This window comes from Aeribacillus sp. FSL W8-0870, from assembly GCF_037963755.1.
In the GTDB taxonomy this organism is placed as follows: Bacteria; Bacillota; Bacilli; order Bacillales; family Aeribacillaceae; genus Aeribacillus; species Aeribacillus composti.
This window is the reverse complement of sequence record NZ_CP150165.1, coordinates 1522171-1547230: the sequence shown is the minus strand read 5'-3', so window position 1 is coordinate 1547230 and position 25060 is coordinate 1522171. Positions and strand designations below refer to the sequence as shown.

At 39.5% G+C, this 25060-nt stretch carries 25 protein-coding genes, 2 pseudogenes and 1 riboswitch; of the genes and pseudogenes, 3 read left to right on the top strand and 24 right to left on the bottom strand.

Going from position 1 to position 25060, the window contains the following annotated elements; all coding sequences use genetic code 11:
* Positions 1-11: 11 nt before the first annotated feature.
* From ptsP to NSU02_RS07425, 11 genes are all read right to left on the bottom strand, one after another.
* Complete coding sequence (ptsP, locus tag NSU02_RS07475) at positions 12-1727, bottom strand: phosphoenolpyruvate--protein phosphotransferase (RefSeq protein WP_066247962.1); 1716 nt, start codon at positions 1725-1727, stop codon at positions 12-14.
* Positions 1727-1993, bottom strand: a complete 267-nt coding sequence (locus tag NSU02_RS07470) for a phosphocarrier protein HPr (RefSeq protein ID WP_063389338.1) — start codon at positions 1991-1993, stop codon at positions 1727-1729. The genes ptsP and NSU02_RS07470 overlap by 1 nt, the downstream gene beginning before the upstream one ends.
* Positions 1994-2120: 127 nt before the next feature.
* Positions 2121-4190 (bottom strand): glucose-specific PTS transporter subunit IIBC, encoded by a 2070-nt coding sequence (ptsG, locus tag NSU02_RS07465; protein WP_066247960.1) that lies wholly within the window; start codon positions 4188-4190, stop codon positions 2121-2123.
* Between the two features lie 170 nt (positions 4191-4360).
* The gene (locus NSU02_RS07460) at positions 4361-5200 is read right to left on the bottom strand and encodes a PRD domain-containing protein (RefSeq protein ID WP_063389340.1); all 840 of its coding nucleotides are present in this window, start codon (positions 5198-5200) and stop codon (positions 4361-4363) included.
* Between the two features lie 216 nt (positions 5201-5416).
* Positions 5417-6292, bottom strand: coding sequence for a cation diffusion facilitator family transporter (locus NSU02_RS07455; protein ID WP_063389341.1), 876 nt, complete (start codon positions 6290-6292; stop codon positions 5417-5419).
* Between the two features lie 382 nt (positions 6293-6674).
* Positions 6675-8048, bottom strand: coding sequence for an IS1380-like element ISGsp2 family transposase (locus tag NSU02_RS07450; protein ID WP_044899598.1), 1374 nt, complete (start codon positions 8046-8048; stop codon positions 6675-6677).
* 179 nt (positions 8049-8227) lie between these two features.
* Positions 8228-8374 (bottom strand): YvrJ family protein, encoded by a 147-nt coding sequence (locus NSU02_RS07445; protein WP_063389342.1) that lies wholly within the window; start codon positions 8372-8374, stop codon positions 8228-8230.
* Between the two features lie 66 nt (positions 8375-8440).
* Complete coding sequence (locus NSU02_RS07440; RefSeq protein WP_063389343.1) at positions 8441-8659, bottom strand: DUF2922 domain-containing protein; 219 nt, start codon at positions 8657-8659, stop codon at positions 8441-8443.
* A gap of 19 nt (positions 8660-8678) precedes the next feature.
* Positions 8679-8897, bottom strand: coding sequence for a DUF1659 domain-containing protein (locus NSU02_RS07435; RefSeq protein ID WP_063389344.1), 219 nt, complete (start codon positions 8895-8897; stop codon positions 8679-8681).
* A gap of 360 nt (positions 8898-9257) precedes the next feature.
* Positions 9258-10217 (bottom strand): 6-phosphofructokinase, encoded by a 960-nt coding sequence (gene pfkA / locus NSU02_RS07430; RefSeq protein ID WP_066247956.1) that lies wholly within the window; start codon positions 10215-10217, stop codon positions 9258-9260.
* A gap of 96 nt (positions 10218-10313) precedes the next feature.
* Positions 10314-11009 carry a thermonuclease family protein gene (locus NSU02_RS07425; RefSeq protein WP_063389346.1) on the bottom strand — a complete coding sequence of 232 codons (696 nt, stop codon included), beginning with the start codon at positions 11007-11009 and terminating at the stop codon, positions 10314-10316.
* 208 nt (positions 11010-11217) lie between these two features.
* On the opposite strand from NSU02_RS07425, the gene NSU02_RS07420 reads away from it, so the two are divergent.
* Positions 11218-11439 (top strand): hypothetical protein, encoded by a 222-nt coding sequence (locus tag NSU02_RS07420; RefSeq protein ID WP_082829436.1) that lies wholly within the window; start codon positions 11218-11220, stop codon positions 11437-11439.
* 27 nt (positions 11440-11466) lie between these two features.
* Here the strand turns inward: NSU02_RS07420 and NSU02_RS07415 are convergent, their stop codons facing one another.
* The 6 genes from NSU02_RS07415 to NSU02_RS07390 form a co-directional block, all read right to left on the bottom strand.
* Positions 11467-13365, bottom strand: coding sequence for a heavy metal translocating P-type ATPase (locus NSU02_RS07415; RefSeq protein WP_063389348.1), 1899 nt, complete (start codon positions 13363-13365; stop codon positions 11467-11469).
* A 313-nt stretch (positions 13366-13678) separates the two neighbouring features.
* The gene (locus tag NSU02_RS07410) at positions 13679-14227 is read right to left on the bottom strand and encodes a TlpA disulfide reductase family protein (protein ID WP_339195041.1); all 549 of its coding nucleotides are present in this window, start codon (positions 14225-14227) and stop codon (positions 13679-13681) included.
* Positions 14228-14346: 119 nt separating this feature from the next.
* Positions 14347-15672 (bottom strand): oligosaccharide flippase family protein, encoded by a 1326-nt coding sequence (locus NSU02_RS07405; RefSeq protein WP_066247952.1) that lies wholly within the window; start codon positions 15670-15672, stop codon positions 14347-14349.
* A gap of 147 nt (positions 15673-15819) precedes the next feature.
* Complete coding sequence (locus NSU02_RS07400) at positions 15820-16887, bottom strand: Ger(x)C family spore germination protein (RefSeq protein WP_339195039.1); 1068 nt, start codon at positions 16885-16887, stop codon at positions 15820-15822.
* A 2-nt stretch (positions 16888-16889) separates the two neighbouring features.
* Positions 16890-17984 carry a GerAB/ArcD/ProY family transporter gene (locus NSU02_RS07395; RefSeq protein ID WP_158640195.1) on the bottom strand — a complete coding sequence of 365 codons (1095 nt, stop codon included), beginning with the start codon at positions 17982-17984 and terminating at the stop codon, positions 16890-16892.
* A gap of 23 nt (positions 17985-18007) precedes the next feature.
* Entirely contained in the window at positions 18008-19483 is a 1476-nt protein-coding gene (locus NSU02_RS07390) for a spore germination protein (protein WP_066248007.1), read from the bottom strand.
* 272 nt (positions 19484-19755) lie between these two features.
* Between NSU02_RS07390 and NSU02_RS07385 the strand changes: the two genes are divergently transcribed.
* Positions 19756-20265 carry a sigma-70 family RNA polymerase sigma factor gene (locus NSU02_RS07385; protein ID WP_063389353.1) on the top strand — a complete coding sequence of 170 codons (510 nt, stop codon included), beginning with the start codon at positions 19756-19758 and terminating at the stop codon, positions 20263-20265.
* A 61-nt stretch (positions 20266-20326) separates the two neighbouring features.
* Here NSU02_RS07385 and NSU02_RS07380 read toward each other — a convergent pair whose 3' ends face one another.
* Complete coding sequence (locus NSU02_RS07380; protein ID WP_063389456.1) at positions 20327-20530, bottom strand: hypothetical protein; 204 nt, start codon at positions 20528-20530, stop codon at positions 20327-20329.
* Between the two features lie 135 nt (positions 20531-20665).
* Here NSU02_RS07380 and NSU02_RS07375 point away from each other — a divergent pair, with 135 nt between their 5' ends.
* Positions 20666-20845, top strand: a complete 180-nt coding sequence (locus NSU02_RS07375; protein ID WP_063389354.1) for a DUF2187 family protein — start codon at positions 20666-20668, stop codon at positions 20843-20845.
* Between the two features lie 130 nt (positions 20846-20975).
* On the opposite strand, the pseudogene queF reads toward NSU02_RS07375, so the two are convergent.
* The 6 genes and pseudogenes from queF to NSU02_RS07345 all read right to left on the bottom strand — a co-directional run.
* A pseudogene (gene queF / locus NSU02_RS07370) lies at positions 20976-21299 on the bottom strand (preQ(1) synthase); the annotation flags it as partial.
* Positions 21300-21682: 383 nt separating this feature from the next.
* A pseudogene (locus tag NSU02_RS07365) lies at positions 21683-21850 on the bottom strand (NADPH-dependent 7-cyano-7-deazaguanine reductase QueF); the annotation flags it as partial.
* Positions 21851-21874: 24 nt separating this feature from the next.
* Positions 21875-22603 carry a 7-carboxy-7-deazaguanine synthase QueE gene (gene queE / locus NSU02_RS07360; RefSeq protein WP_066247946.1) on the bottom strand — a complete coding sequence of 243 codons (729 nt, stop codon included), beginning with the start codon at positions 22601-22603 and terminating at the stop codon, positions 21875-21877.
* Positions 22603-23040, bottom strand: a complete 438-nt coding sequence (gene queD, locus NSU02_RS07355) for a 6-carboxytetrahydropterin synthase QueD (protein ID WP_066247944.1) — start codon at positions 23038-23040, stop codon at positions 22603-22605. Before queD ends, queE begins: the two co-directional genes overlap by 1 nt.
* A complete protein-coding gene (gene queC / locus NSU02_RS07350) occupies positions 23040-23699 on the bottom strand; it encodes a 7-cyano-7-deazaguanine synthase QueC (protein ID WP_063389357.1) in 660 nt (219 codons plus the stop codon). Before queC ends, queD begins: the two co-directional genes overlap by 1 nt.
* A 185-nt stretch (positions 23700-23884) precedes the next feature.
* Positions 23885-23928: riboswitch (PreQ1 riboswitch) on the bottom strand.
* 376 nt (positions 23929-24304) lie between these two features.
* Entirely contained in the window at positions 24305-25042 is a 738-nt protein-coding gene (locus NSU02_RS07345; RefSeq protein WP_063389358.1) for a metallophosphoesterase family protein, read from the bottom strand.
* Between the last annotated feature and the right edge of the window lie 18 nt (positions 25043-25060).

Genomic DNA, 25060 nt, shown 5'->3' with positions numbered 1-25060 from the left:
CTCCGTACCTTTTATATTTGGAACGTTTTTTTAACAAAAGAAACGACTTCTTCCGTTGTTTGCATAGAAAGAACTTTTTCTTTAAAGCTTTCTGCTTCCTGTTTTGAAAGCTTTTTAATTTGTGAACGCGCAGGCAAAATAGATGTTGCGCTCATGGAAAATTCATCTAATCCAAGTCCAAGCAGAAGCGGTATAGCAATCGGGTCTCCTGCCATTTCTCCGCACATTCCAACCCATTTTCCTTCTTTATGAGCTGCATCGATCACAATGGAAATTAATCGAAGGATGGCCGGATTATACGGTTGATACAAATATGAAACCCGTTCATTCATCCGGTCTGCTGCCATTGTATATTGAATTAAATCATTTGTTCCAATGCTGAAGAAATCAACCACTTTGGCAAATTGATCCGCCATAACAGCAGTTGATGGAATTTCAACCATTATTCCAACTTCGATATCATCAGCTACTTCAATACCTGCTTGAACAAGTTTTTCTTTTTCTTCGAGCAGAATAGCTTTCGCTTGATGGAATTCATCGATTGTCGCAATCATTGGAAACATGATTTTTAAGTTTCCATATTTGCTTGCGCGAAGCAGCGCTTTAAGCTGTGTCCGAAAAATATCTTGCTTTTCTAAACAAAGGCGGATGGCGCGGAATCCAAGAAAAGGATTCAGCTCCTTTGGAAGATTCAAGTAAGGAAGCTCTTTGTCCCCGCCGATATCCAATGTACGGACAACAACAGGTTTTCCTTCCATTCTCTCAAGAACTGTTTTATATGCTTCAAATTGTTCTTCTTCTGTAGGCATTTGGTCTCGTCCCATGTATAAAAATTCCGTACGGTAGAGACCTATTCCTTCACCGCCGTTGTCAAGAACACCTTGTACGTCATTAGGCGTGCCAATATTAGCGGCAAGCTCGACACGATGTCCATCCTTCGACAACGTCGGCTCGTCTTTTAATTTAGCCCATTCCGCTTTTTGTTCTTCATATTTTTCTCTTTTCTTTTCATATTCGGCAATACAATCTTCACTTGGATTTATGATTACTTGTCCTTCAATCCCATCAACAATGACTAAAGCACCGTTTTCAATTTTGGCGGTAGCTTCCTTTGTTCCGACAACAGCAGGGATTTCCATAGAACGAGCCATGATCGCAGAATGGGATGTTCTTCCTCCAATATCAGTTGTAAATGCTTTAACAAAATTTTTGTTTAATTGCGCAGTATCAGAGGGTGTTAAATCTTCTGCAACAATAATGACTTCTTCATTAATTAAACTTGGATTTGGGATTTGAACGCCTAATAAATGGGCTATAACCCTTTTCGTGACATCCCGAATATCCGCTGCTCGCTCGCGCATATACTCATTTTCCATCGCTTCGAACATCGCAATAAATTGATCAGCTGTTTCCCTCATCGCAAATTCAGCGTTTACAGCTTCGTTTTCGATTTTCTCTTTGACTGGATTTAACAGCTCAGGATCGTTCAAAACGAGCAAATGCGCTTCAAAAATCGCTGCTTTATCCGCACCAAGCCTTTCTTCTGTGCTGTTTTTAATTACCTCGAGCTCTGCTTTGGCGCTTTCGACAGATTGTTCAAAACGCTCAATTTCTGCTCGAATATTTTGTATTTCTTTTTTTGATACGGTTAAATCCGGCTCTTCTAGACGGTATGCCTTCGCAATAGCGATACCGTTTGATGCTGCAATCCCAGATAGCTGTATCATTATTCGCCTAACCCTTCTTTTTTGATTGTCTCTTCAATCGCTTGAAGTGCATCATTTTCATCAGCACCTGATGCTGTAACTTTAATGGTTGCTCCTTTTGGAATACCTAATGACATAACTCCCATAATAGATTTTAAGTTTACTGTTTTTCCATTGTATTCCAAATTAATGTCGGCTTCAAATTTGCTTGCCGTTTGCACTAATATAGTCGCAGGTCTTGCGTGAATTCCTGTGTCAGCGGTAATGTTGAATGTTTTTTCAGCCATTTGCATCAAATCCTTTCTGCTATTTTCTTTAAAAATTTTATCAGTGCATGTCGAGTTGTGCAAGCTGATAATCAATTATTTGTGAAACCAGCCTTGTCCGATTTAAACAAGGCCGGTTTACTAACTGCTACCGAATGGCAATAATGTTTTCTTCGCCCTTGTTTACTTTGCCTACTTTTTTCAATTCAATTGCTTCACCTTCTTTTAAATTAGTGAAGACAATCGGCGTCATAATAGAAGGAGAATGATTTTTAACATATTCAAGATCCACTTCAAGAAGTTTGTCACCCAATTTTACAGTATCGCCTTCTGAAACGAAAATGTCAAATCCTTTTCCTTTCAATTTTACTGTATCAATACCAAAATGGATCAATATTTCATGGCCAGAATCAGACTGCAAGCTAATAGCATGTTTCGTTGGAAATACATTTAACACTTTACCGTTAACAGGAGAGACGACGATACCTTCTTCAGGTACAATAGCAATCCCATCTCCCATCATTTTTCCAGAGAATACTTGATCCGGTACTTCTGTAATCGGATGAAGAGTACCTGTCATAGGCGATGAAAATGTTAAGCTTTCGCTTTGTAATTCTTCCGGCATAACATTTTCCACTTGTTCTTTAACTTCCTGCTCTGGAGAATGAACTTTTTCTGCTCTTGGAGTTCTTCCATTCATGATGTCTTGTATTTGAGTTTTTAAATTGTCCGATTTAGGGCCAAAAATTGCCTGGATGTTGTTGCCCACTTCTAAAACACCTGAAGCGCCGAGCTTTTTCAAGCGTTCTTTATCAACTTTCTTTTGATCATGAACAGATACGCGCAGCCTTGTGATACATGCATCAAGGTGCTGAATATTTTCATTTCCGCCAAGCGCCTCTAAAATGTTATATGGAAGATCTCCGGCTTTTTCGCTCTCCTGCTCATCATCAGACGTTTCAACACTTGCATCTTCCCGTCCAGGAGTTTTCAGGTTGAATTTTCGGATGGCAAATCGGAAACCGAAATAGTAAATGACCGCAAATACAAGCCCAACTGGGATAACGAGCCACCAAGCTGTTCGATTCGGAAGGACGCCAAATAATATAAAGTCGATCACTCCGCCTGAAAAAGTCATTCCAATTTTAACATGTAAAATATGCATGACCATAAAGGATAGTCCTGCAAATATCGCATGAATCGCAAACAAAAGCGGTGCTACAAACAAAAAGCTGAATTCAATCGGTTCTGTAATTCCTGTTAAAAACGATGTCAACGCGGCAGAACCCATAATCCCTGCGACCACTTTTTTATTCTCGGGTTTGGCTTCGTGATAAATAGCGAGTGCTGCGGCAGGGAGACCGAACATCATAAACGGAAATTTACCTGTCATAAACGTTCCAGCTGTCAATTCCACACCGTCCTTGATTTGGGCAAAGAAAATGGCCTGATCGCCGCGAACAACGTGCCCTGCTTCGTTTACATAAGAACCAAATTCATACCAAAAAGGAGCATAGAAAATATGATGTAATCCAAACGGAATCAATGAACGTTCAATCACACCGAAAATAAAAGCGGCGAGCGTTTTGTTCGTCTCAAGTATTCCTTGAGAAAACTGGTTTAATGCCCCTTGGATCGGCGGCCAAATAAAGTACATCGCAATCCCTAATAGAACAGCGGACGCAGCTGTCACAATTGGAACAAACCGCTTTCCGGCAAAAAATCCTAAATATTGCGGAAGCTCAATTTTATAATATTTGTTGTACATATAAGCAGCTATGATACCTACTATGATCCCGCCAAACACACCTGTTTGCAAAGTCTCAATTCCGAGAACGTTTGCAAACGCTGGATCAGAACTAATATCTTTAGGCATTTGACCCAAACCTGTTAAAATACCGTTCATTGTAACATTCATAATTAAGTAGCCGATGACTGCTGCAATCCCTGCAACTCCATCGCCGTTTGCAAGACCGATCGCAACGCCGACTGCAAATAACAACGGCAGGTTGGTGAATACAATTTGCCCAGCTTGCTCCATGACGCTTGCGATAAGCACGATCCAGTCGTTCGTTAAAGCAGGAATTCTATCTGTTAAATCCGGATTTTGCATAGCATTACCAAATGCAAGCAAAATACCTGCTGCAGGAAGAAGCGCTACCGGCAGCATAAGCGCGCGTCCTATTTTTTGTAAAACACCGAAAATTGATTTAAACATAACATGACCTCCTTATAATTATCATTTGACAAATGCAGCAAGAATAATCGATGTTTAGAAAAAACAAAAAAGGCATGGTGAAACAAGGCGTCAACTGTACGAAAACAAATCCCTATACAGTACACCTTGCTCACTCATGCCTGATCGAATCAGTAATACGTGCGCAAAATTTATTCTTTTTTTGCTATTCGATATAAATGCATCGTTAAATAAACAGCTTCTGCTTCATCAATTTGTTTTTTCAATACTTGCTGCATCATTTTAATCATTTTCCATGCAACATTATAGCATAGAGGATATTTTTTTTTCAACAATAAAGCTAATTCTTCTGGTTCTTCCGTTTTTTCCTCTTTGAGAACCCTTTCAATTGTTGCCTGAAGATGCCTTACAAGCCGCAAATAATTAAAGCTTTCTTTATCAAGCTGGATGTTTAAGGAATCTTCTGCAACTTCGATTAACTGAGCAATAAGCTGAGAATGGCGGTTCACTTCAGAAATTGATTTATGCGTTATGGCGCTGTGAATGTGGAGAGCGATGAAACCGATCTCACCTTTGGGCAGCTTGATTTTCAGCTTATCTTCAATAATGGACACCACTTCACTAGCAATATTATATTCTTTCGGATAAAGCACTTCAGTCTCTGATAAAAAAGGGTTTTTGATGTCCATCCCCTGCTCGATCCTCTTAATTGCGAACGTAATATGGTCTGTTAAAGCTATATGAATATGTTCATTCAGAGGAAGTCCGACTTTCTTTGAAATGTGGGCAATACAGTCTGAAACAACTTCTATCATCTTCTCGTTTGTATAAGGAAGAAGTTTTTTATATTGTTCCTGTTCTTGTTCGTTTTTCAGCACAAATATCTTTTCAACTGTTTCGTTGGAAATCAGCTCCCCCCTTTTTTTTCCGAAACCGATTCCTTTTCCAATCAAGACGACTTCCTGAAAGGTGTCGTGGCCAGCTATTAATACATTATTATTCAACACCTTTTTTACTTTAAAGGACCCCATGTTTAAAAAGACGCTCCTTTACCAGAAATCTATATAATCGTACAAAAAAAGAACGGGGAGGTCAATGCATTTTGCACTCAGCAAAAGCAAGAAAAAATTTACAATCGAACACCTAAGACTGGTGGTGAGGCATCTAAAATGGAAATAGAAAATTTAGTTTTTTCATCTTTCTCGGCAGTTCATACTTTCCTTTCCAAAAATGAAGAGTCCGTTTTTTCAACTGTCGCCTTTTAAAGGTTCTATATGTACATGTACGTTCGTAATATTAAATTCTTCCGTCAGCCTTCTTTCCACTTCATCACAAATCGCATGGCTTTCAACGACATTTAAATTAGAATGAACTTTAATGACAACATCAACATATACGGTGCTTCCGACATATCTGGCTTTAATATCTTCAAGCGATTGAACCCCGGGTATATTGTTAATTGTTTCTTTATATTTGTCTAACTCCTTCTCTGAAAATCCGTCCGTTAAGGAATGAACCGCTTCTTTGAAGATATCCCAAGCAGTTTTGCAAATAAGCACTCCGATGATCATCGCAACAACTGTGTCCATCCATGCGATATGAAATTGCGCCGCCAAAATCCCTAGGAATGTTCCGACACTGACATATGCATCGGATCGATTGTCCATAGCTGCTGCCATGAGCGCTTGACTTTTTATTTTTTTCGCAAGTCTTACATTAAATAAATAAACGGAAAACATGACGATTGCTGAGCCGATAGCCGTCCATGCCGCGATCAAATCAGGTGATTCTGTTTTCGGGTTTATGATTGATTTTGCTCCTTCAGTAAGAACTTCAAAACCAACCATGACCATAATCAATGATGCAATTAAAGACGCAATGGTTTCTGCCCGAAAATGTCCATAGTGATGATCTTGGTCAGGAGGACGCTGCGATATTTTTAATCCGACTAAAACCGCGATCGAAGCAATTACATCAGTCCCGTTGTTCAGTCCGTCAGCCATTAAAGCTTCCGAATGAAAAAAATATCCGACCGCTATCTTTACAACGGTCAACAAAATATAGGCTGCAATGCTAATCCATGCTCCCCGTTCACCCTTTTTTAAATTTTGATAAACTTCCACCTTCCACTAACTCCATTCGTTTAGTCTGCCATTTATACTATCAAAAAAACATGTAAAGGTCTATACATACAGATTATTTCCTTGTTACAAAAGGTTTAATATCAAAAGGTTTTTCTGAAATCAAAGCGATCATTCCAATATGGAGATTAGTAAAATAAGGAAAAATATAAAATTACCTGAATCCGTGATGAATTGAAATCGACTTTGATTTTGTTGTAATTTTGATGGATTGATAATCCATAAAACCCCTTTTATGCTTATGACCTATGTCATCTCTATTTCCGAAAATGGAACAAATCTCTTTTTTAGGTATACGAACCAAAAAAATAGACAAAAAAGCACAGGGAGTGACGTTGGACATCAGTGCCCGAACATTCGTTCGTTATCTTGCCTCTCTCCATTTCTGATAGACGTTCAGTAGGGGCTCGCTATAGCCACTCCTTCGCGTCAGTTTCATCCAGATCTGTCGTGATCGACGGACGAGTCGCCCTGCCATCGTGATCACCGTCTGAATAATCGTCTTGATGCGGCGGCGTTTCACTTTGTGGTGCAACGGATGTCTCGGATCGCTTAATAGATCTTGTCCAATCAGACGAAGAAGATTGTAAACGAAGGCTCCCATGACCAACACGAGCGCATTCGTTTTCATCTTCCCAGATGGAAGCCGCTCTAAATCTAAGTCGCTCTTCAGTTCGCTATGAAACTGTTCGCATGTCGCATGGTCATGATACAACGCGAGCACATCGCTCATTCGAACATGCTCGTATCCTTTGAGCCGCACCCAATAGCTTTCCACTTCATAATCAGGAACGAGCATCAGCTGTCCATTGCGTTCCATCGTCCGTTCCGTCACTTGGGTGACTTGAACGTACGTATACGTGTTTCCATCGATCGCTGCCTTCTGTGGAAGGCATAGCTCATAGGTTTGTACTCCTTCGCTTTGTCCATCATCGACACGTTTGCCCTTTTGCGAAGCGATCTGGAACCAAAGCGCTTTCGATTCTCGGCGTAAGTTTCGCTTGATGACAAAGTCCACGTCTTCCTTTAGGCATACGTGCACATTCGCTTCTGCATCGTTTCCTGCATCCATGCGAACAAGCAGACGAGATGAAGTCAGTTGACGAGCTCGACGGATAGCGGTGACTAAAAACGAGGGCATGTTGTCTTGCACATGTTGTTTCCCTGGACGCAACTCGGCATGAACGAGATACCCTTCCTTCCCTGCATACGCAAACAACGGTGTAAAACCGTCAAATCCTTTATACGTTCGACTGACTCCTTCTTTTTTCGTATCGGAGTTGTCAAATGGGGAACCATCTATATCAAGGGGAAGCCATGTCGTCTTTCCTTTGGTCCAACAAGGGGACAAAGTGGCATGTCGTTGAATCAACAGACGTATGGACTCCTCCCAAAGAATCGTTTCGGTCATCGGAAGACAAGCGAGCTGATCGAGTCGTTGTCGCAAGGTTGGAGAGGAAGGCACGTGCTGAATCCCCATCGATGCCGAAAAGATATCGTCCTGACGATACGCTTCGATATGATCGAAATCCGTTTTTCCTGTGGCAAGCAAGCCAATCATCGAGCGAATGACATCGCTATGGGAAATGTGCACTTCTCGACGAACCGTTGGAAGCCGAAGTGCGTTTACCCGTTTATCCAGTTTCGTTCGATGGAGTAAGTAGCCAACGAGAGCAAGCCCAGCACTTGGGGTAATCGCTTCATCTGTCAATACAAACCGAATCGGGAAATCTTTCATCACATCACCTACTTGATGAAGAATCGTCAACGTCGTTTTCCCTTATCGTATCAACGGTTTGCGACCATTGTAAAGATGTTTTGTCACGGATTCAGGAAATTATTTCATTTTTTTACATTACATTAAAAAAATATAGCAACCAAACTTTTTACAGTTTGATTGCTATCAATCGAGAGAGATTAATTTTCTTTTTGTGTCAAATAAACCGGGATCATTTGAATCGAATGGTTTAGGTCATCAAGCTTGCCTTCAATCCGGTGAAGCAAATAGAGCGTCACAACAATAGGAAAACCGACATCGCTGATAAACGACAGCCAATCGTGCAAACCAATCCCTCCCTTTATGGCATCTGAAATCCGGCCTGTTCCCGAACCGGAAACAGGCCGCTTCCGTCAGCTCATCGTATATTCTGTCACCGTTTGCTCAATAATTCTGGCTCCTTTTTTTGAAACGAGCGAACCCCCAGAAGAAGTAAAAACATTTGATTGAATGATTGTTTCCATAGCTTGACCAATTTGCTCTGCTGTTAATGAATCCTTAGGTTCATCAACATTGATTCTGACTGTCTTTCCTTCCGTATTGGCAAAAAGAAGATCGAGCGATTTAGACATTTTTTCACCCCCAGATTACTTATGCATTAATTTGATGCGTATCGTTTCGTTCCACTTTGGCAAGCGGCATTTTTTGAAGACTGGCAATTGCTTGGGCTGCTCTAAGCAAATCATCTGCACTAGCTGACGTTTTAATATTGCTGTAATTTTTATAGCGATACAGCGGCTTGCCGGAATGATCAAAACCTTCTTCAAAAACAAGACGCAATTGTGATTTGACCGGTTGAACCTCAGCCATTTGCTCGCACCTCCTTTCACCTTCTTTATATAAAGAAATGAAAAAAAAGGGGCAGCAAATATGTAAAAAGGTGAAAAAAGAAATGAAAACGGAGCCCTGTCGTTGCAGACAACGGCTGTTGATGCCGTTTTGACCATTTCCAATAAACGGAATCTCTTTGGTTTCGTCAATATTTTATTTGGATAAAACTAAATTTTAGAGTAATGAATTTCATCAAAATTAAAAAAGCATTTACGAAGTGCTCTCTTTTATTATGAAAGTGGTCAAACCCCATTAAAAAAGGAGACTTCGTAAATGCAAAACTATTGTGTATCACAAAACGGAACGGATGAAAAAATAAAAGAGCGGTGTCCGCTCTTTTTAAATAGAAAGCTGTTTTGACAACGTATATAATTCTCCGATTGGTTCGCTCTTTTCTTTCAATATCTCTTCAATATCATGATCAACGATTTGGTTTTTCTGTATTCCGACTGCTCTTCCGCCTTTTCCTTCTAACAGAAGCTCAACTGCTCTCGCTCCCATTCTGGAAGCAAGAACTCTATCAAATCCAGTTGGAGAGCCGCCGCGCTGAATATGTCCTAATACCGATACTCGCGTCTCAATGCCGTATTTTTCCTTTAAAATATCGGCAAGTTTTGATGCGCTCATAACTCCTTCAGCTAACGCAATAATGGAATGTTTTTTCCCGCGTTCAACACCATGCTCCAACCGCTTGACAATATCATCTAAGTCAAACGATCTTTCAGGGATTAAGATCGTTTCAGCGCCTCCAGCTACTCCTGCCCAAAGCGCTATATCACCAGCATGCCGCCCCATCACTTCGATTATAAAAATCCGCTCATGGGATTGCGCTGTGTCCCTAATTTGGTCCATTGCCCTTACAACCGTATTCAGTGCTGTATCAAATCCGATCGTGAAATCTGTTCCTGGAATATCGTTATCGATCGTTCCAGGCAATCCAATGCAAGGGAAGCCTTTTTCCGTCAGCTTCAAAGCCCCTCGGTATGATCCGTCTCCGCCAATTACAACAAGACCTTCAATTTCAAATGATTTTAATTGTTGAATCGCAAGAAGCTGTCCTTCTTCTGTTTTAAATTGTTCAGAGCGCGACGATTGGAGAATCGTGCCGCCGCGGTGAATAATGTCCCCTACAGAGCCAAGCTCTAATTTTTTTATGTCACCGTTAATTAATCCTTGATATCCATGGTATACTCCATAAACTTCCAACCCATGAAATATCCCTTTTCTTACAACTGCACGTATTCCAGCATTCATCCCCGGAGAATCTCCGCCAGACGTTAATACAGCTATTCGTTTCATTCCATCACCTCATTATGCAGTTCAATAATTGCTGCCATCTCATGTTTTATAAAATGTATTATATCAAAAAATTTTCCCGCTTAAATGATTTTCTCGTTATTCAGCTTTTCGAAATCCGGCTTCTTTTGCTTCCTCCTCTGTACAAAACATCATTTCTGGTTTTGTTATATAATAGTGCCTGCTGCCAGGCATATGGTATATTTTTTCACCTTTTGAATTAATGTTTCCTTTTATGTCGCAGCCCTCTTTTTTGTCGTCTTGTCCAATCTTATCATTAAATCCATCGTTTGTAACATAGTTTTCTATACTCCAGATTCCGATTTCTTTGTGCTGGGCTTTTTTTTGAACATCCAAAAAACGGTCTACATATTTTGTATTTGGCTGATGAACGTATGCGACGCGGGCTAGCCCGTTTTCAAGCAGCATTTCATTAAACATTTGTCCGTTTATATATAAATAAACAAGTAATCTTCCATACTTGTCACGTTCTCTAACGCCAAGCTCTAATTCAACTTTTTTGTCTGACAGCATTTCTTTTGCAAAATTGCTTGCTTCGATTGCAAATGGCTGCACAGGCTTCGTTGGGTGTACAGATTCAGGAGTATCGACAAGAAGAAGTCGGATTGTTTCTTTTTTATTGTTGACGATGACTTTCATCGTATCACCATCGACGACATCAATTACTTTGGCTTCCAACCGATTGTTTACGGCTGAATCATCTTTTTGCCAAAGCTCCCATCCGAAAAATAATGCAAGCAAACCAAAAAATAAAACAATCCATTTTCTCCACATGATGTTCTTCCTCTCTATTGTGTCCATTCAATGAAATATCATTTTAAGCGAAAAGAACATTCATATCAATAAGAAATGTGGAGGATTTTTCACCTTCAAAGTTATTTTAAATGTTGTTTACATTTTTCTCGGAATATTTTATAAATAAAACCATTCTAGTATAATAATAATGGTAAAGCAATCGGGGGAGTTAAGGAGTGTATTTTTTGTGACATTTATCAAAAGAAATATCGTCCCGATCCTCTGCTTGGCGGCATTTTCGTCACCCATAATCGGCATGATGTTAATTGATGTGTATTATTACAGTTCGGTAATCGGGTGGGTGGTTGGATTCATTTTTATTGTAGCTGCATACATAATTGTAACGAAACGACCCGATGACTCTGAACCAAATGACTTTTTAAAAGAAAATAAAAGGCGGATCATATAGCTTAATCCGCCTTGTTATTCTTCTTATTTATGATCTTAATAGCCGCAATCCATTTAAAATGACAAGTATGGTGCTTCCTTCGTGGCCAATGACTCCGAACGGCAAGTCAATGACTTGAAGGAAATTAGCACATATGAGAAGGGCGATGACCGATAGAGAAAAGGCAATATTTTGTTTCACAATTTTGTTCATTTTTTGCGACAATTCGATCGCTTTGATCAATTTCGTTAAATCGTTTTTCATTAATACAACATCTGCTGTTTCCAAAGCAACATCCGTTCCCTCCCCCATTGCTATACCGACAGATGCTGTTTTTAAAGCTGGTGCGTCATTGATACCGTCGCCGATCATCGCCGTTACGCCGAATTGTTTATTCAACTGCTTTATTCGGTCAACTTTGCTTTCAGGCAGACATTCACCGTGAAATTCATCAACGGATGCCTCTTTAGCAATGGCTTCAGCTGACGCTTTCGTATCGCCCGTCAGCATCACCGTATAGATGCCTTTGCTTTTCAATTCATCCATCAAATTTTTCATATCAGGTCTAAGTACATCTTTTAAAGCGATGCTTGCGGCAATTCCTTTTTCGTCTTTAACATAAACAACCGTTTTCCCTTGTTTGTATAATTTCTTGGAAACAGAGTTTTGAAATTGTTCAGCCTCTTCTTTTCCGACAAACGCAGCTTTCCCAACGAATATTTTCTGCCCGTTCCAAGAAGCAGAAACTCCAAACCCTGAATGTTCATCCACTGATACCCATTCATCTTTCAGTCCTTTTACATTTTCCTGAATATAAGCTGTAATAGCTTTGGCAAGAGGATGGGAGGATTGCCGCTCAATATTATAAACTGCTTGTAACAGCTCTGTTTTTTCGATGTCTGGGCGTACGATTACGTCCGTGACGATCGGCTCGCCTTTTGTCAAAGTTCCCGTTTTATCAAACGCGACCGCCCGAATTTTATTAAGACGCTCTAAATGTACGCCCCCTTTAAACAAAATGCCGTTTCTTGCCCCGTTAGAAATAGCGGATAACGTCGCCGGCATGATCGAGGCGACGAGCGCGCACGGGGAAGCCACTACCATAAACACCATCGATCTGTAAAAAGCTTCCTGAAAGCTCCAGCCTAATAAAAATGGAGGAGCAAACATCAAAACAGCCACTGCAATAAGCACACCTTTTACATACGTTCCTTCAAATTTTTCAATAAATTGCTGGGACGGAGATTTTTCAGATTGGGCGTTTTGCACCAGTTCAATAATTTTTTGAAAAAGCGTTTCCGATGCTTTTTTCGTTACGCGAACGGTGATCGATCCATTTACGTTTACAGTCCCTGCATACACTTCACTTCCAGGCTCTTTCTCAACCGGGATGGATTCGCCCGTTATAGCTGATTCATCCACTGTCGTATGACCATTTATGAGCTGGCCATCCACCGGAATGCGGTCCCCGGGCTTCACAATGATCAAATCTCCAATCGATAAAGTGGAAACATGCACTTTTTCTTCCCGTCCATCTACTAAAAGCAGCGCTTCTTCAGGCTGCAATTCCATCAATGAAGAGATCTCCTTGTTTGTTTTGTTCATTGTATACGTTTCTAATGCGCCGCTTAGGGCAAAAATAAAAATTAAAATCGCTCCTTCAAGCCAATGGCCGATTATTGCCGAACCGATAGCAGCAAAAACCATCAGCAGCTCTACATTCAACTTGCCTTCGCGGATCGTTTCTTCAATTCCCTCTTTAGCTTTGGCAAATCCCCCAATAACAAATGCGAAAATAAATAAAATCGTTGATATGATGTTGAAATCATCTATGCTAAGCAGCCAAGCGAAAAAAATGAGAACACCTGACACAATGGCCGCAATCATTTCAACATGCTGTTTCAACCCTTGAAATAATTCCGTATTATGAAACATCTTTGCTTCCATTCTCACTTACAACCTCCTAACTGAGAATAAAATTCAGCTTCACTTCTATTGAATTCCATATGCTATTCTTGGCGACTAGTAAAAAAACTATTAAAATATCAACATCTATATGTATATTATATATCAACAATTATTTTTTTCAAGTAATAATTATATTAATTTTAAATTAATAATTAATATTAATAATTATTATCATTCTCAATCACGGTTTTTTACAGATCAAAAACGTTGGTTGGAAAATCGGTCGATTCATATGTTAAGCATTAAAATTCTATTTTTTAAAAAAGAAAAAGCACAGAAGCTTCGCTGTGCTTTACAAATCGGTTAAACGTTTTAATTGTTCGGTTGTTACGGGACCAATGATTTTTTTAAACACCTGTCCTTGTTCATCGATTATAAAAGTAGTGGGAATGACCATAACCTTGTATAATTTCATGACTTCGCCTTTTTCATCAAAAAGCACAGGAAAATCAAATCCGCTCTTTGATAAAAAAGACTTTACTTCTTCTTTCCCCCCTTCTTCTGAAGTAATGTTAATTCCTAAAAACGCGACGTGCTCAGAATCCGCTTGTTCATAAAAACGTTGAAGCTCAGGCAATTCTTCCTTACATGGAGGGCACCACGTCGTCCAAAAATTGATCACGACCTTTTTCCCTTTAAAATCCGAAAGTTTTACCATCTTGCCGTCAGTTGTTGGCAAAACAAAATTGTTAGCGGGCACTTTCGAATCTTCTTTCGTTATTATTTCTTTCATAGTTGTTTTGCTCGGTGCATTTTCTTGTTTCAAATCGCTCTCTTGACATCCAAAAAACACACATGATATAAGCAGAAAATGAAAAAGCAAGGCAGCTGTTTTTTTCAAAACGCTTCCCCCTTCATGAGAGCACTAATTTTTTCCATTCAATGATGGAAAAATGATGACTTTCGCTATTTCATACTTTATTGCTGCGATAGATCACAGTAGAGACAACCCGGAAAATCTTAATGAACACGTTTTTCCTTCAGCGACCAATAGCCAATGCCGATTTTTTGGCATATTGTCATATAATGCATTAACAATTGCAGCAATCCTCCTGCATTGAGCCCGATAATAACTCCTGACATTTGCCATTCTGGCTGCGATCCAAGCAAAAAGATGACGACAAACGAGATAAAATGCGCCCAAACCGTATGAAACAAAGCATCCTTTATTAAGTTCAGACCGATCAAATACGCTTGCAGCGGAATGATCAAAAAGTGGGTAAAAAAGTACGGCCATAAAAGCTTTAAAAAAAGTGTTGCAGTAGTTCCGTTGACAAACAAACTTGTAAGCGGCTCAGCAAAAGCAAACATAATCACAATCGCAGGTATTCCGTAAAGCATTGTCATTCCGAGCGATTGCTGCAAAAGCTTCTTTAAAAGTTCCTGGTTTCCTTTAGCAAACGCTTCTGATACAGTTGGGATCAAAATCGTTAACAGTGCATGAGCGATAAACGCGGGAAAAAAGCCGATCGTCATCGCAACTCCGGAAAGCAGACCGAACTGTTCTGTCGCTCCAACCTCCGAAACACCTGCTGCCATTAATGCATATTTGATTAAAAACGGCTGAATCGCATGTGTCATAGAATGAAAAATGCGCAAAATTGTCGTCGGAACAGAGACACGAAATAAACTCCGCCGGATCAAAGCTGTTTTGGATGAAGCGAGCGTGCTTTTTTTTAGTTCTTGCGCCTGATAGACATAAACGGTAAGCAAATAAAGAACAATAACGGCTTCGCTTGCAATAAATGAGCTTAACCCTGCAATGACAGACATTTCAGGAGAAAATTCAAACAGGTTGAACAGCAAAATGAGCAGAATAAGCTGAACAAGCTTGCGAAATCCATTTGCAAATGCAATTTTCCCCATTTGCTGCGTGCCCATTAAATAGCCTCTAGCAATAGAGGAAAAAGAAATCATCGGAACAAGCAGTACAAATAAAACCGTAACGGAAGGATGATAGCTTTTTAGCGGCGGAAGAGCAGGAAACAGCAAAAAAACAATTAAGCTGAAGCAAATGCTGATCCACAAAGTTAGGCGAAAAGCATATTTCAACATTGGCCAATGGTACGGCTTTTCAGTTTCCGCCACATATTTTGAAATAGATATCGGCAATTCAAAGCTTGCTAACACGATAATGAAAAACATAATAGGCATGATCGACATATAGTGGCCGATGCCTTCTTCACCAAGTTCCCGCGTCAATACCATGTTAATCATAAAATCAAAGCATTCCCCTAGAAACGAAGCAACGATTAAAAGCAGAGCTCCCTTAAAAAATGTTTTCATTTTTCCTCCCTCTTTTCTTATTTCATGCATATGAGACAAGTTCAAAAACATGACAGAGGATCGGAAGAGGGAGGAAAATTTTTAGTCAGCCTTTGTTATTTCGGTTTCTCGTTTCATTGGCAAAACTAAGCAATCAAATATTTAGAATTATTGCACCACACCAGTTTCAGTAATTTTTACATCCGCATGCACATCGACTTCCATCTTGGAATAAATATCCCTCCAATTTTTCACATTTCTTAAACCTCTCGAATGGCTTAAAATTTCTTCCCCTAATCCAACCGGATCAATGTTTTTCTCTTTAAACATATCGATCATCTCCATACTGTTCTTCACAATTTCCTTTTCAAACGCTTTTTCAGCTTTTTTTAAGATTTCCGGACGAACAGTCCCTTCCGAATATTCGCGTAGATACCCTTCAATTTCCAGCTCTATCGTTAAATGGAACGGATTTTTTTCATCGATGTTCGCTCTTCTTTTCGAACGGATGCTTTCTATAGATGCTTTATTTCCATCATCCATTGTGATCGTATGAATTCCTTTAACATATCGATCGGAAAGAAGCTTAAAATAAAAAAGCTGATCATTTTCGATTTCGCCAACCATTTTGTCCTTTTGAAACAAGGCAAGTCCAGTTATTTTGACATGGTCGTTTTTCTTTTCTAATAAAGGTAAAGAAGGGTCTTTTCCTTTCATGCGAAAGTTGCGCAAATATGTGTGTAAATTGATAATCGGCAAATTTTCCCGGTGCATATTATGCTCCACTAAATTACGAAAGTACGTGGCAGTCCCCTGTTGTCCATATTTTCCTTCCAGCAAATTTTTCGCTTCACCTTTGCAGACCGCTAAAATGACCTTTGAACCGACGCTTGCATCTCGTTCAAGCGAGTCGACATATTTTTCAATTCCCTGTTTTGCTACGTCTTCACTGTAAAGAGCAAATTGCAATTTTCCATAAACTAGAGGGGCTGGCGACTCCTTTTGCAAATCGGAAATCAGATCCCTGCTTAAATCTGATTCGACCGTCATCACCTTGCTGTCGACCGGCTGCTCCTTTTTATATTCAGGAGCAACAATGGTTCCTTTAATTTTATTGCCTTCGCCGACATCGTATCCAATAACCATCACTAAATTGACATCATCAATAATTTCTTTATCCAGACATCCATAAAGCATCAGCATGAACAACATAATGAAGGAGAGAATTTTCCACATGTTTATGTTCTCCTTTTCCATAAATCCCGTACAAACGTAATGAGGTATAAAACCGGAATATAGCAAAATACAATACCAAGAGCATACGTATTGATGATCTTATTTAATAATTGAATATCTTCTTTATCAACAATGACATTGACTATAAAAAACATGACGACCAGAACAGAAATGATTGCCTTCTTTTCTGTTATTCCAAAAATTTCTGTTATACCTCTTTTGGCGCTCCACAACATGACGCAAATATTCGGCAAGATGACGAGAGACCAGGAAGCAATGCCGATATATTCGAATCTTTCAACAAAAGGAAGTTCAACAATTTTCCACATCGCTAGCGTCGCCCATTTATTGCGCAATATTTCTTCTTCCGCAGAATAATAAACGATCGAAACAATCATGATGATGATATATGAACAGGTTGTAAATAAATTTCCAATATGAGCCCATTTTTGGGATTTGTCAATATTTTTGACAAAGGGGTAATACAAAAAAAGAGTTTCAAACCCAATAACAGTTATGACCATCTGCATCGTTCCCATGAAAATTTCCTGAGGTGAATGATCCATGATTGGCAAGAGGTGCTGAAGATCTGCAAAACGAGTCGGGAAAATTAAAAATGTAAGAAAAATCCAAAGCGGCAGAACCACTCCAAAAAAAGCAAATCCGGTTACTACCCGAAATCCACCGTTAAAAATGTAATAAAGCAATCCCATAAAAATCGCGGTATAAATCCAAATATTTAAATCTTCAAACATCCACACCTTCAAAATTTCAATATATCCTATTAATATGGCGCAGCTTCCAAGAAAAAAATAGATGATCCAAACAATGTTCAATCCATTGCCGACCCATTTTCCAAACAAATCGTGCTGCAGTGTCATTAAGCTTCCGCTTGAACGTTTCAAAATTTGATAGATCATCCAAATGTACAGATGAACAATAAGACCGATCAAAATAACTGAAATCCATGAATCATGTCCCGCATACTTGACGACATTTTTTTGAAAACCTAATACACCGATGCCGAATTGAGTGCTGTGCACTAAATAAAAAACGAGCGGTGCGGAAACTTTATGACGTTCTGCTATTTGCGCCAAGTTGGATTCCTCCTCTTCCGCTGTTATTCATCAATATCTTTATTTTCCCTCGATTTCTCTTCATCCATTCGTTTCGGCTGCTCCGTCCGCAGCTGTTTCGGACGTTCATTCATCATTGAAAACGGCATACGCAGGAATGCATCCTTTAAATCGGAAATTCTCGGAGGATAGATTGGCTCCAAAAAAGGACGTCCGAGAGAAGTTAAACGTAAAAGATGGGTCGCTAAAAAACAAAAGCATAAAACGATTCCTAAAAGACCGTACATTTCGGCAAACATGAGAAAAGGAAAACGCAAAAGCCTGATCGTATTGCCCATTTTATAGACAGGTGTTGTAAATGATGCTAATGCAGCAAGCGCTACAATGATGAGCAAAATATTGCTTGTTAAACCTGCTTCCACACTAGCTGTTCCGATTACAATCCCCCCGACGATGCCGATCGTTTGTCCAACCTTTGTCGGCAGCCGGGCGCCCGCCTCACGCAGCAATTCGATCGTTCCTTCCAAAAACAGCGCCTCTAAAAAAGGCGGAACTGGGACCTCCCTTCTGGATGTGACAAAATTGTTTAGTAAATCAGTTGGAATTAACTCATAATGATAATTTAAAACAGCTACATAAATCGGTGTTGCCAATATGGAAAAGGAGACAGCAAACAGGCGGATAATACGGAAAAAGGAAGACAAAATCCAATTTAAAAAATAATCTTCAAACGATGCGAAAAATTCGACAAGAGTTGTCGGACCGATTAATACATGGGGAGAGCCGTCCACAATGACCGCTATTTTCCCTTCCGCCAAAATGGAAACTACACGGTCCGGTCTTTCCGTATCCAACAGCTGAGGAAAGGGAGAATTATGATTGTCAGAGATCATTTCCGTAATGTACGAACTATCATTCACTTGATCAATTTGGATATTAGAAATTCTTTGCCAAACCGTAAATACATTTTCCTCATCCGCTATGCCTTCTATATAGATGATCGCTAATCTCGTTTGCGTCAGCCTGCCAATTTTTAAAGTCCGAATGCGCAGTTCTTCAATCGGCAATCGTTTTCGAATTAAATTAATATTGGATTCAATGGACTCAACAAACGCCTCTTTCGGACCGATGACCGTAAATTCCACTTCCGGGAGTGTAACTTCTCTAGCTTTGTTTAATTTTGCATTAACGAGCAAGCACGGAGATCCATATTCGCTTAGCGAAATCATAACAAAGCCTTCCAAAAGCTTTTCCTTCATTAAATCCGTATCAATGGTTAAAAAAATATCTTTGACCGGTAAAATGTTTTTTAGTTCTTCTAATGACTGCCAATATTTTGAGTGAATCGGCTTTAAAATGTTTTCATTTAATATATTTACATCCACTAACGTTTCAAAATATGAAATCCAATATTTGATATGGCTTGTATTGACGTCATATTGAATAAAATCAGTAGAACTGCGGAAGACAGCAAACAATTTTTCAATTGAATCTTTTCTTTTCCAATTTTGCTTATACATTCGGCTCATTCATCCCACCTCTTTCCATTATTTTTTCAAGCCATCTTTTTATTTATTCAATTAAATTTCTTCTATAGAAATAATGAGAAAAATGGTGAAAACGGAGGAGGCTGAAACGAAATAATTGCATTTTCCTATATAGAAAATTGAATTTCCCAGACAATTGGACGCGTATCATCTTAATCATGATGATTCGCTCAAATGATTTACACCGTTTACGATTGTATTACCGCGGAAAAAAAAGAGCGCGCTCTTTGAAAGGATGCGCACACGTGGAAAAGAATCAATCATTTGAGGAGATGCTAACTGCTTTTCGCCCTTTAATTTTTCACATTATGAAAACTTTAAATATTTATACAGACCAAGACGAGTTTTTTCAAATAGCAGCGATCGCCCTCTGGAAAGCAAGCATCAATTATGACGAACAGAAAGGACGGTTTGCCACTTATGCTTATGCAACGATAAAAGGCTCGCTCATGACAGAATTAAGGAAAAAACAAACATATAAAGAAAGGCATGTTCTTCATGCGAATGACATAATAGCTGCAAAATTGGAATTTTTTCCATATACAGACATTGAAGCAAGAGATTTATATGAACGGATTGCCCCCGCTTTATCAGATGCTCAACGAATTTGGTTTACCATGTATTTTTTTGAAGGAAAAACTCAGAAGGAAATTGCAGAGGAGCTAAATGTCACAGTCAATAAAGTAAAAAATTGGAGAAAAGGAGCATTAAAAAAATTGAAGAAATATGCCGTAAAGGCACGGGAAGAACAGTGAACAGTCTTTAATAGCAGTTTTTAAGAGGAAGATGTGCCAAAAATTAAGAAGCTGACATCGGTCAGCTTCTTGGATCTTTTGTATATCGGTAAACAATGCTGCCACCGCGTTTTGCTGTTCCATGAAAATGTTTAAAATCTTCCCTTTCGATCAGCACTTTGCGAAACGCCATAAAATCTTCCTTTGATACACAATATTCTTCCAGTTCTCCATCACGAAGCTTGTTTAAAATGTCTTGTATCTCTTGATTTGTCAACTCGACCATCTCCTTTTCTATGAAAAACAGTCTACCGAGCAATGGAAACTTTTTACCTATTTTTTTGCGATTGTCCAAAAAAACTTTACAATTCTAAAGAAATCATGCAAAATATTTGAAAATCCATAAAAAAGGAGAGAACAAATGAAAATTGCTGAAGTTGGAGATGTTATTGAATTTAAAGACGGTCTCAAAGGAATTGTCGAAAAAGTAAATGAAAATTCCGTCATCGTCGATCTTACGTACATGGAAAACTTTCGGGAAATGGATCTGGAACAAAAAACAGTAGTTAATCATAAAAACTATAAAATTGTCGGAAAGTAAAACGGAGAATTGAATGCTCCGTTTTACTTTTTCTTATATTAAAGAGTTTAGTGCCATTTCAAGAATTTTTTACAATTAACGCAAGTTTCGGCAGGTTCTTTTATCAAAAAAACGCCTCAAGCGACTTGCTTTATCGGTTGTCCACTTTTTCCGGGTACAAATCATGGTTCATCATACGATACTCCGCCATTTTCTCGTATTTTGTTCCAGGACGTCCCCAATTGACATAAGGATCAATAGAAATACCGCCGCGCGGCGTAAATTTTCCCCATACTTCGATGTAGCGGGGCTCCATGATCTTGATTAAATCATTCATGATAATATTAACACAATCTTCATGGAAATCGCCGTGGTTGCGGAAGCTGAACAAATAAAGCTTCAGCGACTTGCTTTCCACACATTTTTTGTCTGGAATATAGCTGATATAAATGGTCGCGAAGTCCGGTTGTCCGGTGATTGGCCTCTGTTTTTCACAAACAGGTGGACTATATCATATTCTTATTCAACTGCGATATTGAATAAGAACCCTTGCGCTTCCACCAAGATAATATATGCTGTCATCTTGGTGTACTCTACTCTCTTCCTCCAACACTACTCTTACTCGCTTCATGCTGGAGTGATTTCGATAGTCTCTGCACCTTCCTCAAATTTAAGAAGAAGATTCCCTTAAATTTGAGGCTTGGCTCAGGGTTGGAAAGATAATGGGAATAAGAGACAAGAACATGTTTTTCTTTTATTCGATTACAATTGCCATTTTCGCTTTTTACTCCATTATCCTCTTCCCCTGAATTCACAAGGTTTATCCGACAGTGTCGCCACTGAAGTGTGCCCTTATTGACACAAGCTGGTAAACTCCGGACAATTGAACTTCACGAAATAATCGCGGTCTGGATGTTTATTATCGAATACTTCCAACACTTCTGGGCTGTATTCAAATAAATATTTTGTATTTTTGTTGCCTAACAGCGTCAGATCTTTCAATTCATCATCTTTTCTTCCAGCCATCTTTTTTCATCCTTTCCTATTAATTTACACTCCGCGCTTGTTTCCCCAAACAAGTGCATGAAGCTGCGGCAAAACTCGAGCATCGTTCATTTCTTTTGATTGAACAGTCAATTCGATCAGCCATTCTAATTTTTCTAAAAGCTGATTTCTCAGGAGGTGATCATTTTGTTCGTTTACTTGATCATTTCCAGGCTGCAAATAAAATGAAATATTTGGATAGCGAAGGTGGACGTTTTTCGCGTAATCAAAATCTTCCTCATTAAAAACAACAACTTTTAGACTAACATTGTCTTTCCGTCCGCCATCGATCAGCCGCTTCATAATGTCATCAAGCACAGTAAAGTTCGTTTTCATCCCTGAACTAGGAGGCTTGGGAGAAAGAGTTAAATCATCGATTAGTAAAAACCAATCTTGATAACGGCTTCCCTGTGTCTCCAGTGCAGTGCGAAATCCTTGCTCCCTTAAAAGGATAATCAATTCATCCAATCCTCTAATCAATGCCGGATTTCCGCCCGAAATGGTGACGTGATTGAAGCGATCGCCGCCAAGCTCAATAAGATCGTCCAAAATTTCCGCTGCTGTCATTTGTTTAATTTCATCTTTTGCTGAACCGTTCCACGTAAAAGCTGAATCACACCAGCTGCATGAATAGTCGCAACCGGCCGTTCGGACAAACATTGTTTTTTGTCCGATCACCATTCCTTCCCCTTGAATGGTCGGTCCAAAAATCTCGATGACCGGTATTTTTTTCATTATTTCATCTCCCTTTTCGGACGGTACACAACATAGCTTGTCGGCGTTTCTCTGACAAACACCTGCAAGCATTTCGGTTTATTCGGGAGTACATTTAAATGATCCTGGACAATTTCCCAAATTTTCCGCGCAACCACTTCTGTCGTTGGAAAGTCTTCGCTGTTTTGACCATTGAATACATCCGTATGGTCATTGAGCAGCGTATGGTCAAATCGATCATGAACCCATTTTTTTAAATGCTGAAAATTCACAAGGAATCCTGAATCATCAAGCTGATCACCGCAAATAGTGAGATTGACGAAATACGTGTGGCCATGTACACGGGCGCATTTCCCCGCTTTTTCATGCGGGATGTAGTGTGCAGCAGATATTTGCATATCTTTATTCAGCTCATAACTATAATTATGAAAAACTTGCGGATAAAATTGATGAAGCATCACGTATTAGCTCCTTTTTCAGCCAAATATTGTTCCAATCCCCTTTTTCTCAATAAGCAAGCAGGACATTCGCCGCATCCGTCGCCAATAATGCCGTTATAGCACGTCAACGTTTTTTCGCGAATGATATCGAACACCCCTAACTCATCGGCAAACTTCCACGTTTCCGCTTTATTGATCCACATAAGCGGCGTGTGAATCACAAAATCCTCTTCCATCGCTAAATTAATCGTTACATTGCAGGATTTTACGAACACGTCCCGGCAGTCAGGATAGCCGCTGAAATCCGTTTCACATACACCTGTCACAATATGTTTCGCTCCCAGTTGTTTCGCCAAAATGGCGGCAAATGTCAAAAAAACTAAATTCCTCCCCGGAACAAAAGTGTTGGGAAGCTCTCCTTCCTTTTGTTCAATTTCCATATTTGAACGCGTTAATGCATTCGGCGCCATTTGATTTAATAAGGACATGTCCAGCACATAATGAGGTATGCCGGCTTCGTTCGCAATGTTTTTCGCTGCTTCAATTTCCTGTGCATGCCGCTGATTATAATGAAACGTGACAGCGGTCACCTCATCAAATTGTTTCTTCGCCCAAAACAAACAAGTTGTACTGTCTTGTCCTCCGCTAAACACAACGACCGCTTTCTTATTATCCATTTGAAAACGCTCCTTTCTGAAAAAAGAAAGCCATTCACACTGCCTAGCTTAAACAGAAACTGATGCTTCTTTTTCTGCTACAGTGGCGGAAGCAAGTTGTTCAGAAGCCTTTCGAGCTCATCATAAATCTATTCAACTTCTAAACCTTTCGCAAACATTGAAAAAACTATATCCCAAGGATATAGTTTTCCTTAGTTTTTTATAGAGGGTGTGCTAAAACCTCTCCCGTTTTTTCGAAACGGATTTTTATTCAAGTTGTATCTTATTATATCATACAGAATTGTTTATGCAAACGGCATGCTCCGACTGGAGTCACTCAAGACTTTGTGGGCCACTTTTTTAATCGCTATTTTTTGATAGCGAAATCACTTTTTTCAGGGTACTCTCTTGGTAAAAAAATCTTCTTTTTTTAAAAAACAGGATTGAGCCGAGCGTTTGTGGGCAATTTTTTATCCTCTAAATGTAGTCCATGATCATTCTACCAGGAGCAGCCGCACTTTCTCATATTACTGCCACACTTTCCCTTTCATTTAATGAGCAATCAGAATTCTCATTAAATGAAGGCGCTAATTTTTGCCTACAATAATTTTACTTTTATCTCCGCATCATGCCTTTTCCAAGCCTCTATAGCGCGAGGTCGTTAATTCCTGAATATACTCTTTTAGTTCCGGCATTTCTTTTTTTCTAGCTAATTGAATGGCAAGGTCAATATCATATGGAACACGTATGTGCTGAATCGAAAAAGGAGCCCTTTTCTCCGAGTTGAACATGCCTTCCAAAATGCAGTAGGATGCTTCGGGCAGGTCCAGCGGATTACCGACACTGCCTGCATTGAAAAGCGTTTTGCCGGATAAATGCTGTATAAAGGCATTATGAACATCACCGTATCCGACAACATCCGGCTCCTTCGTTCCCAAACCGGTTTCAACGCTGTTTTCAAACATGGACAATCTTTTTTCAATCGAATCCCAAGGCTGTACCCTTATCCAGACGCTGAAAGGGGATGCATGAAAAAGCCGCAGCCGGCGGCCGCTCATATAAAAATCAATGGAAAACGGGAGGCTACGCAAATATTCTATGTCTTCTTGCGACAACTGATTTTGATGCCAGCGAACGACATCGTTTACATCTTCCCTTGTAATCAGCTCGTCCCAGTTTCCTTTTAAAACAAAATCGCAGGAGCTGCGGACGATATCGATCGCTTCTTTTGATTCAGGTCCTTTTCCGACAAGATCTCCTAAACAAAAAATTCGATCTACATTTCGCAAGCTTATATCTTTCAATACAGACGACAACGCTGGAATATTCCCATGTATATCAGAAATGACCGCGATTTTATCCAAATAAACTCCTCCTTCATT

What these genes read in the sequence shown, in the direction of transcription:
- ptsP (WP_066247962.1), bottom strand. Translation starts at nt 1,727, where the DNA reads ATGATACAGCTATCTGGGATTGCAGCATCAAACGGTATCGCTATTGCG.
- NSU02_RS07470 (WP_063389338.1), bottom strand. Translation starts at nt 1,993, where the DNA reads ATGGCTGAAAAAACATTCAACATTACCGCTGACACAGGAATTCACGCA.
- ptsG (WP_066247960.1), bottom strand. Translation starts at nt 4,190, where the DNA reads ATGTTTAAATCAATTTTCGGTGTTTTACAAAAAATAGGACGCGCGCTT.
- NSU02_RS07460 (WP_063389340.1), bottom strand. Translation starts at nt 5,200, where the DNA reads ATGGGGTCCTTTAAAGTAAAAAAGGTGTTGAATAATAATGTATTAATA.
- NSU02_RS07450 (WP_044899598.1), bottom strand. Translation starts at nt 8,048, where the DNA reads ATGAAAGATTTCCCGATTCGGTTTGTATTGACAGATGAAGCGATTACC.
- NSU02_RS07440 (WP_063389343.1), bottom strand. Translation starts at nt 8,659, where the DNA reads ATGTCTAAATCGCTCGATCTTCTTTTTGCCAATACGGAAGGAAAGACA.
- NSU02_RS07435 (WP_063389344.1), bottom strand. Translation starts at nt 8,897, where the DNA reads ATGGCTGAGGTTCAACCGGTCAAATCACAATTGCGTCTTGTTTTTGAA.
- pfkA (WP_066247956.1), bottom strand. Translation starts at nt 10,217, where the DNA reads ATGAAACGAATAGCTGTATTAACGTCTGGCGGAGATTCTCCGGGGATG.
- NSU02_RS07425 (WP_063389346.1), bottom strand. Translation starts at nt 11,009, where the DNA reads ATGTGGAGAAAATGGATTGTTTTATTTTTTGGTTTGCTTGCATTATTT.
- NSU02_RS07415 (WP_063389348.1), bottom strand. Translation starts at nt 13,365, where the DNA reads ATGGAAGCAAAGATGTTTCATAATACGGAATTATTTCAAGGGTTGAAA.
- NSU02_RS07405 (WP_066247952.1), bottom strand. Translation starts at nt 15,672, where the DNA reads ATGAAAACATTTTTTAAGGGAGCTCTGCTTTTAATCGTTGCTTCGTTT.
- NSU02_RS07400 (WP_339195039.1), bottom strand. Translation starts at nt 16,887, where the DNA reads ATGTGGAAAATTCTCTCCTTCATTATGTTGTTCATGCTGATGCTTTAT.
- NSU02_RS07390 (WP_066248007.1), bottom strand. Translation starts at nt 19,483, where the DNA reads ATGTATAAGCAAAATTGGAAAAGAAAAGATTCAATTGAAAAATTGTTT.
- NSU02_RS07380 (WP_063389456.1), bottom strand. Translation starts at nt 20,530, where the DNA reads ATGGTCGAGTTGACAAATCAAGAGATACAAGACATTTTAAACAAGCTT.
- NSU02_RS07375 (WP_063389354.1), top strand. Translation starts at nt 20,666, where the DNA reads ATGAAAATTGCTGAAGTTGGAGATGTTATTGAATTTAAAGACGGTCTC.
- queE (WP_066247946.1), bottom strand. Translation starts at nt 22,603, where the DNA reads ATGAAAAAAATACCGGTCATCGAGATTTTTGGACCGACCATTCAAGGG.
- queD (WP_066247944.1), bottom strand. Translation starts at nt 23,040, where the DNA reads ATGCTTCATCAATTTTATCCGCAAGTTTTTCATAATTATAGTTATGAG.
- queC (WP_063389357.1), bottom strand. Translation starts at nt 23,699, where the DNA reads ATGGATAATAAGAAAGCGGTCGTTGTGTTTAGCGGAGGACAAGACAGT.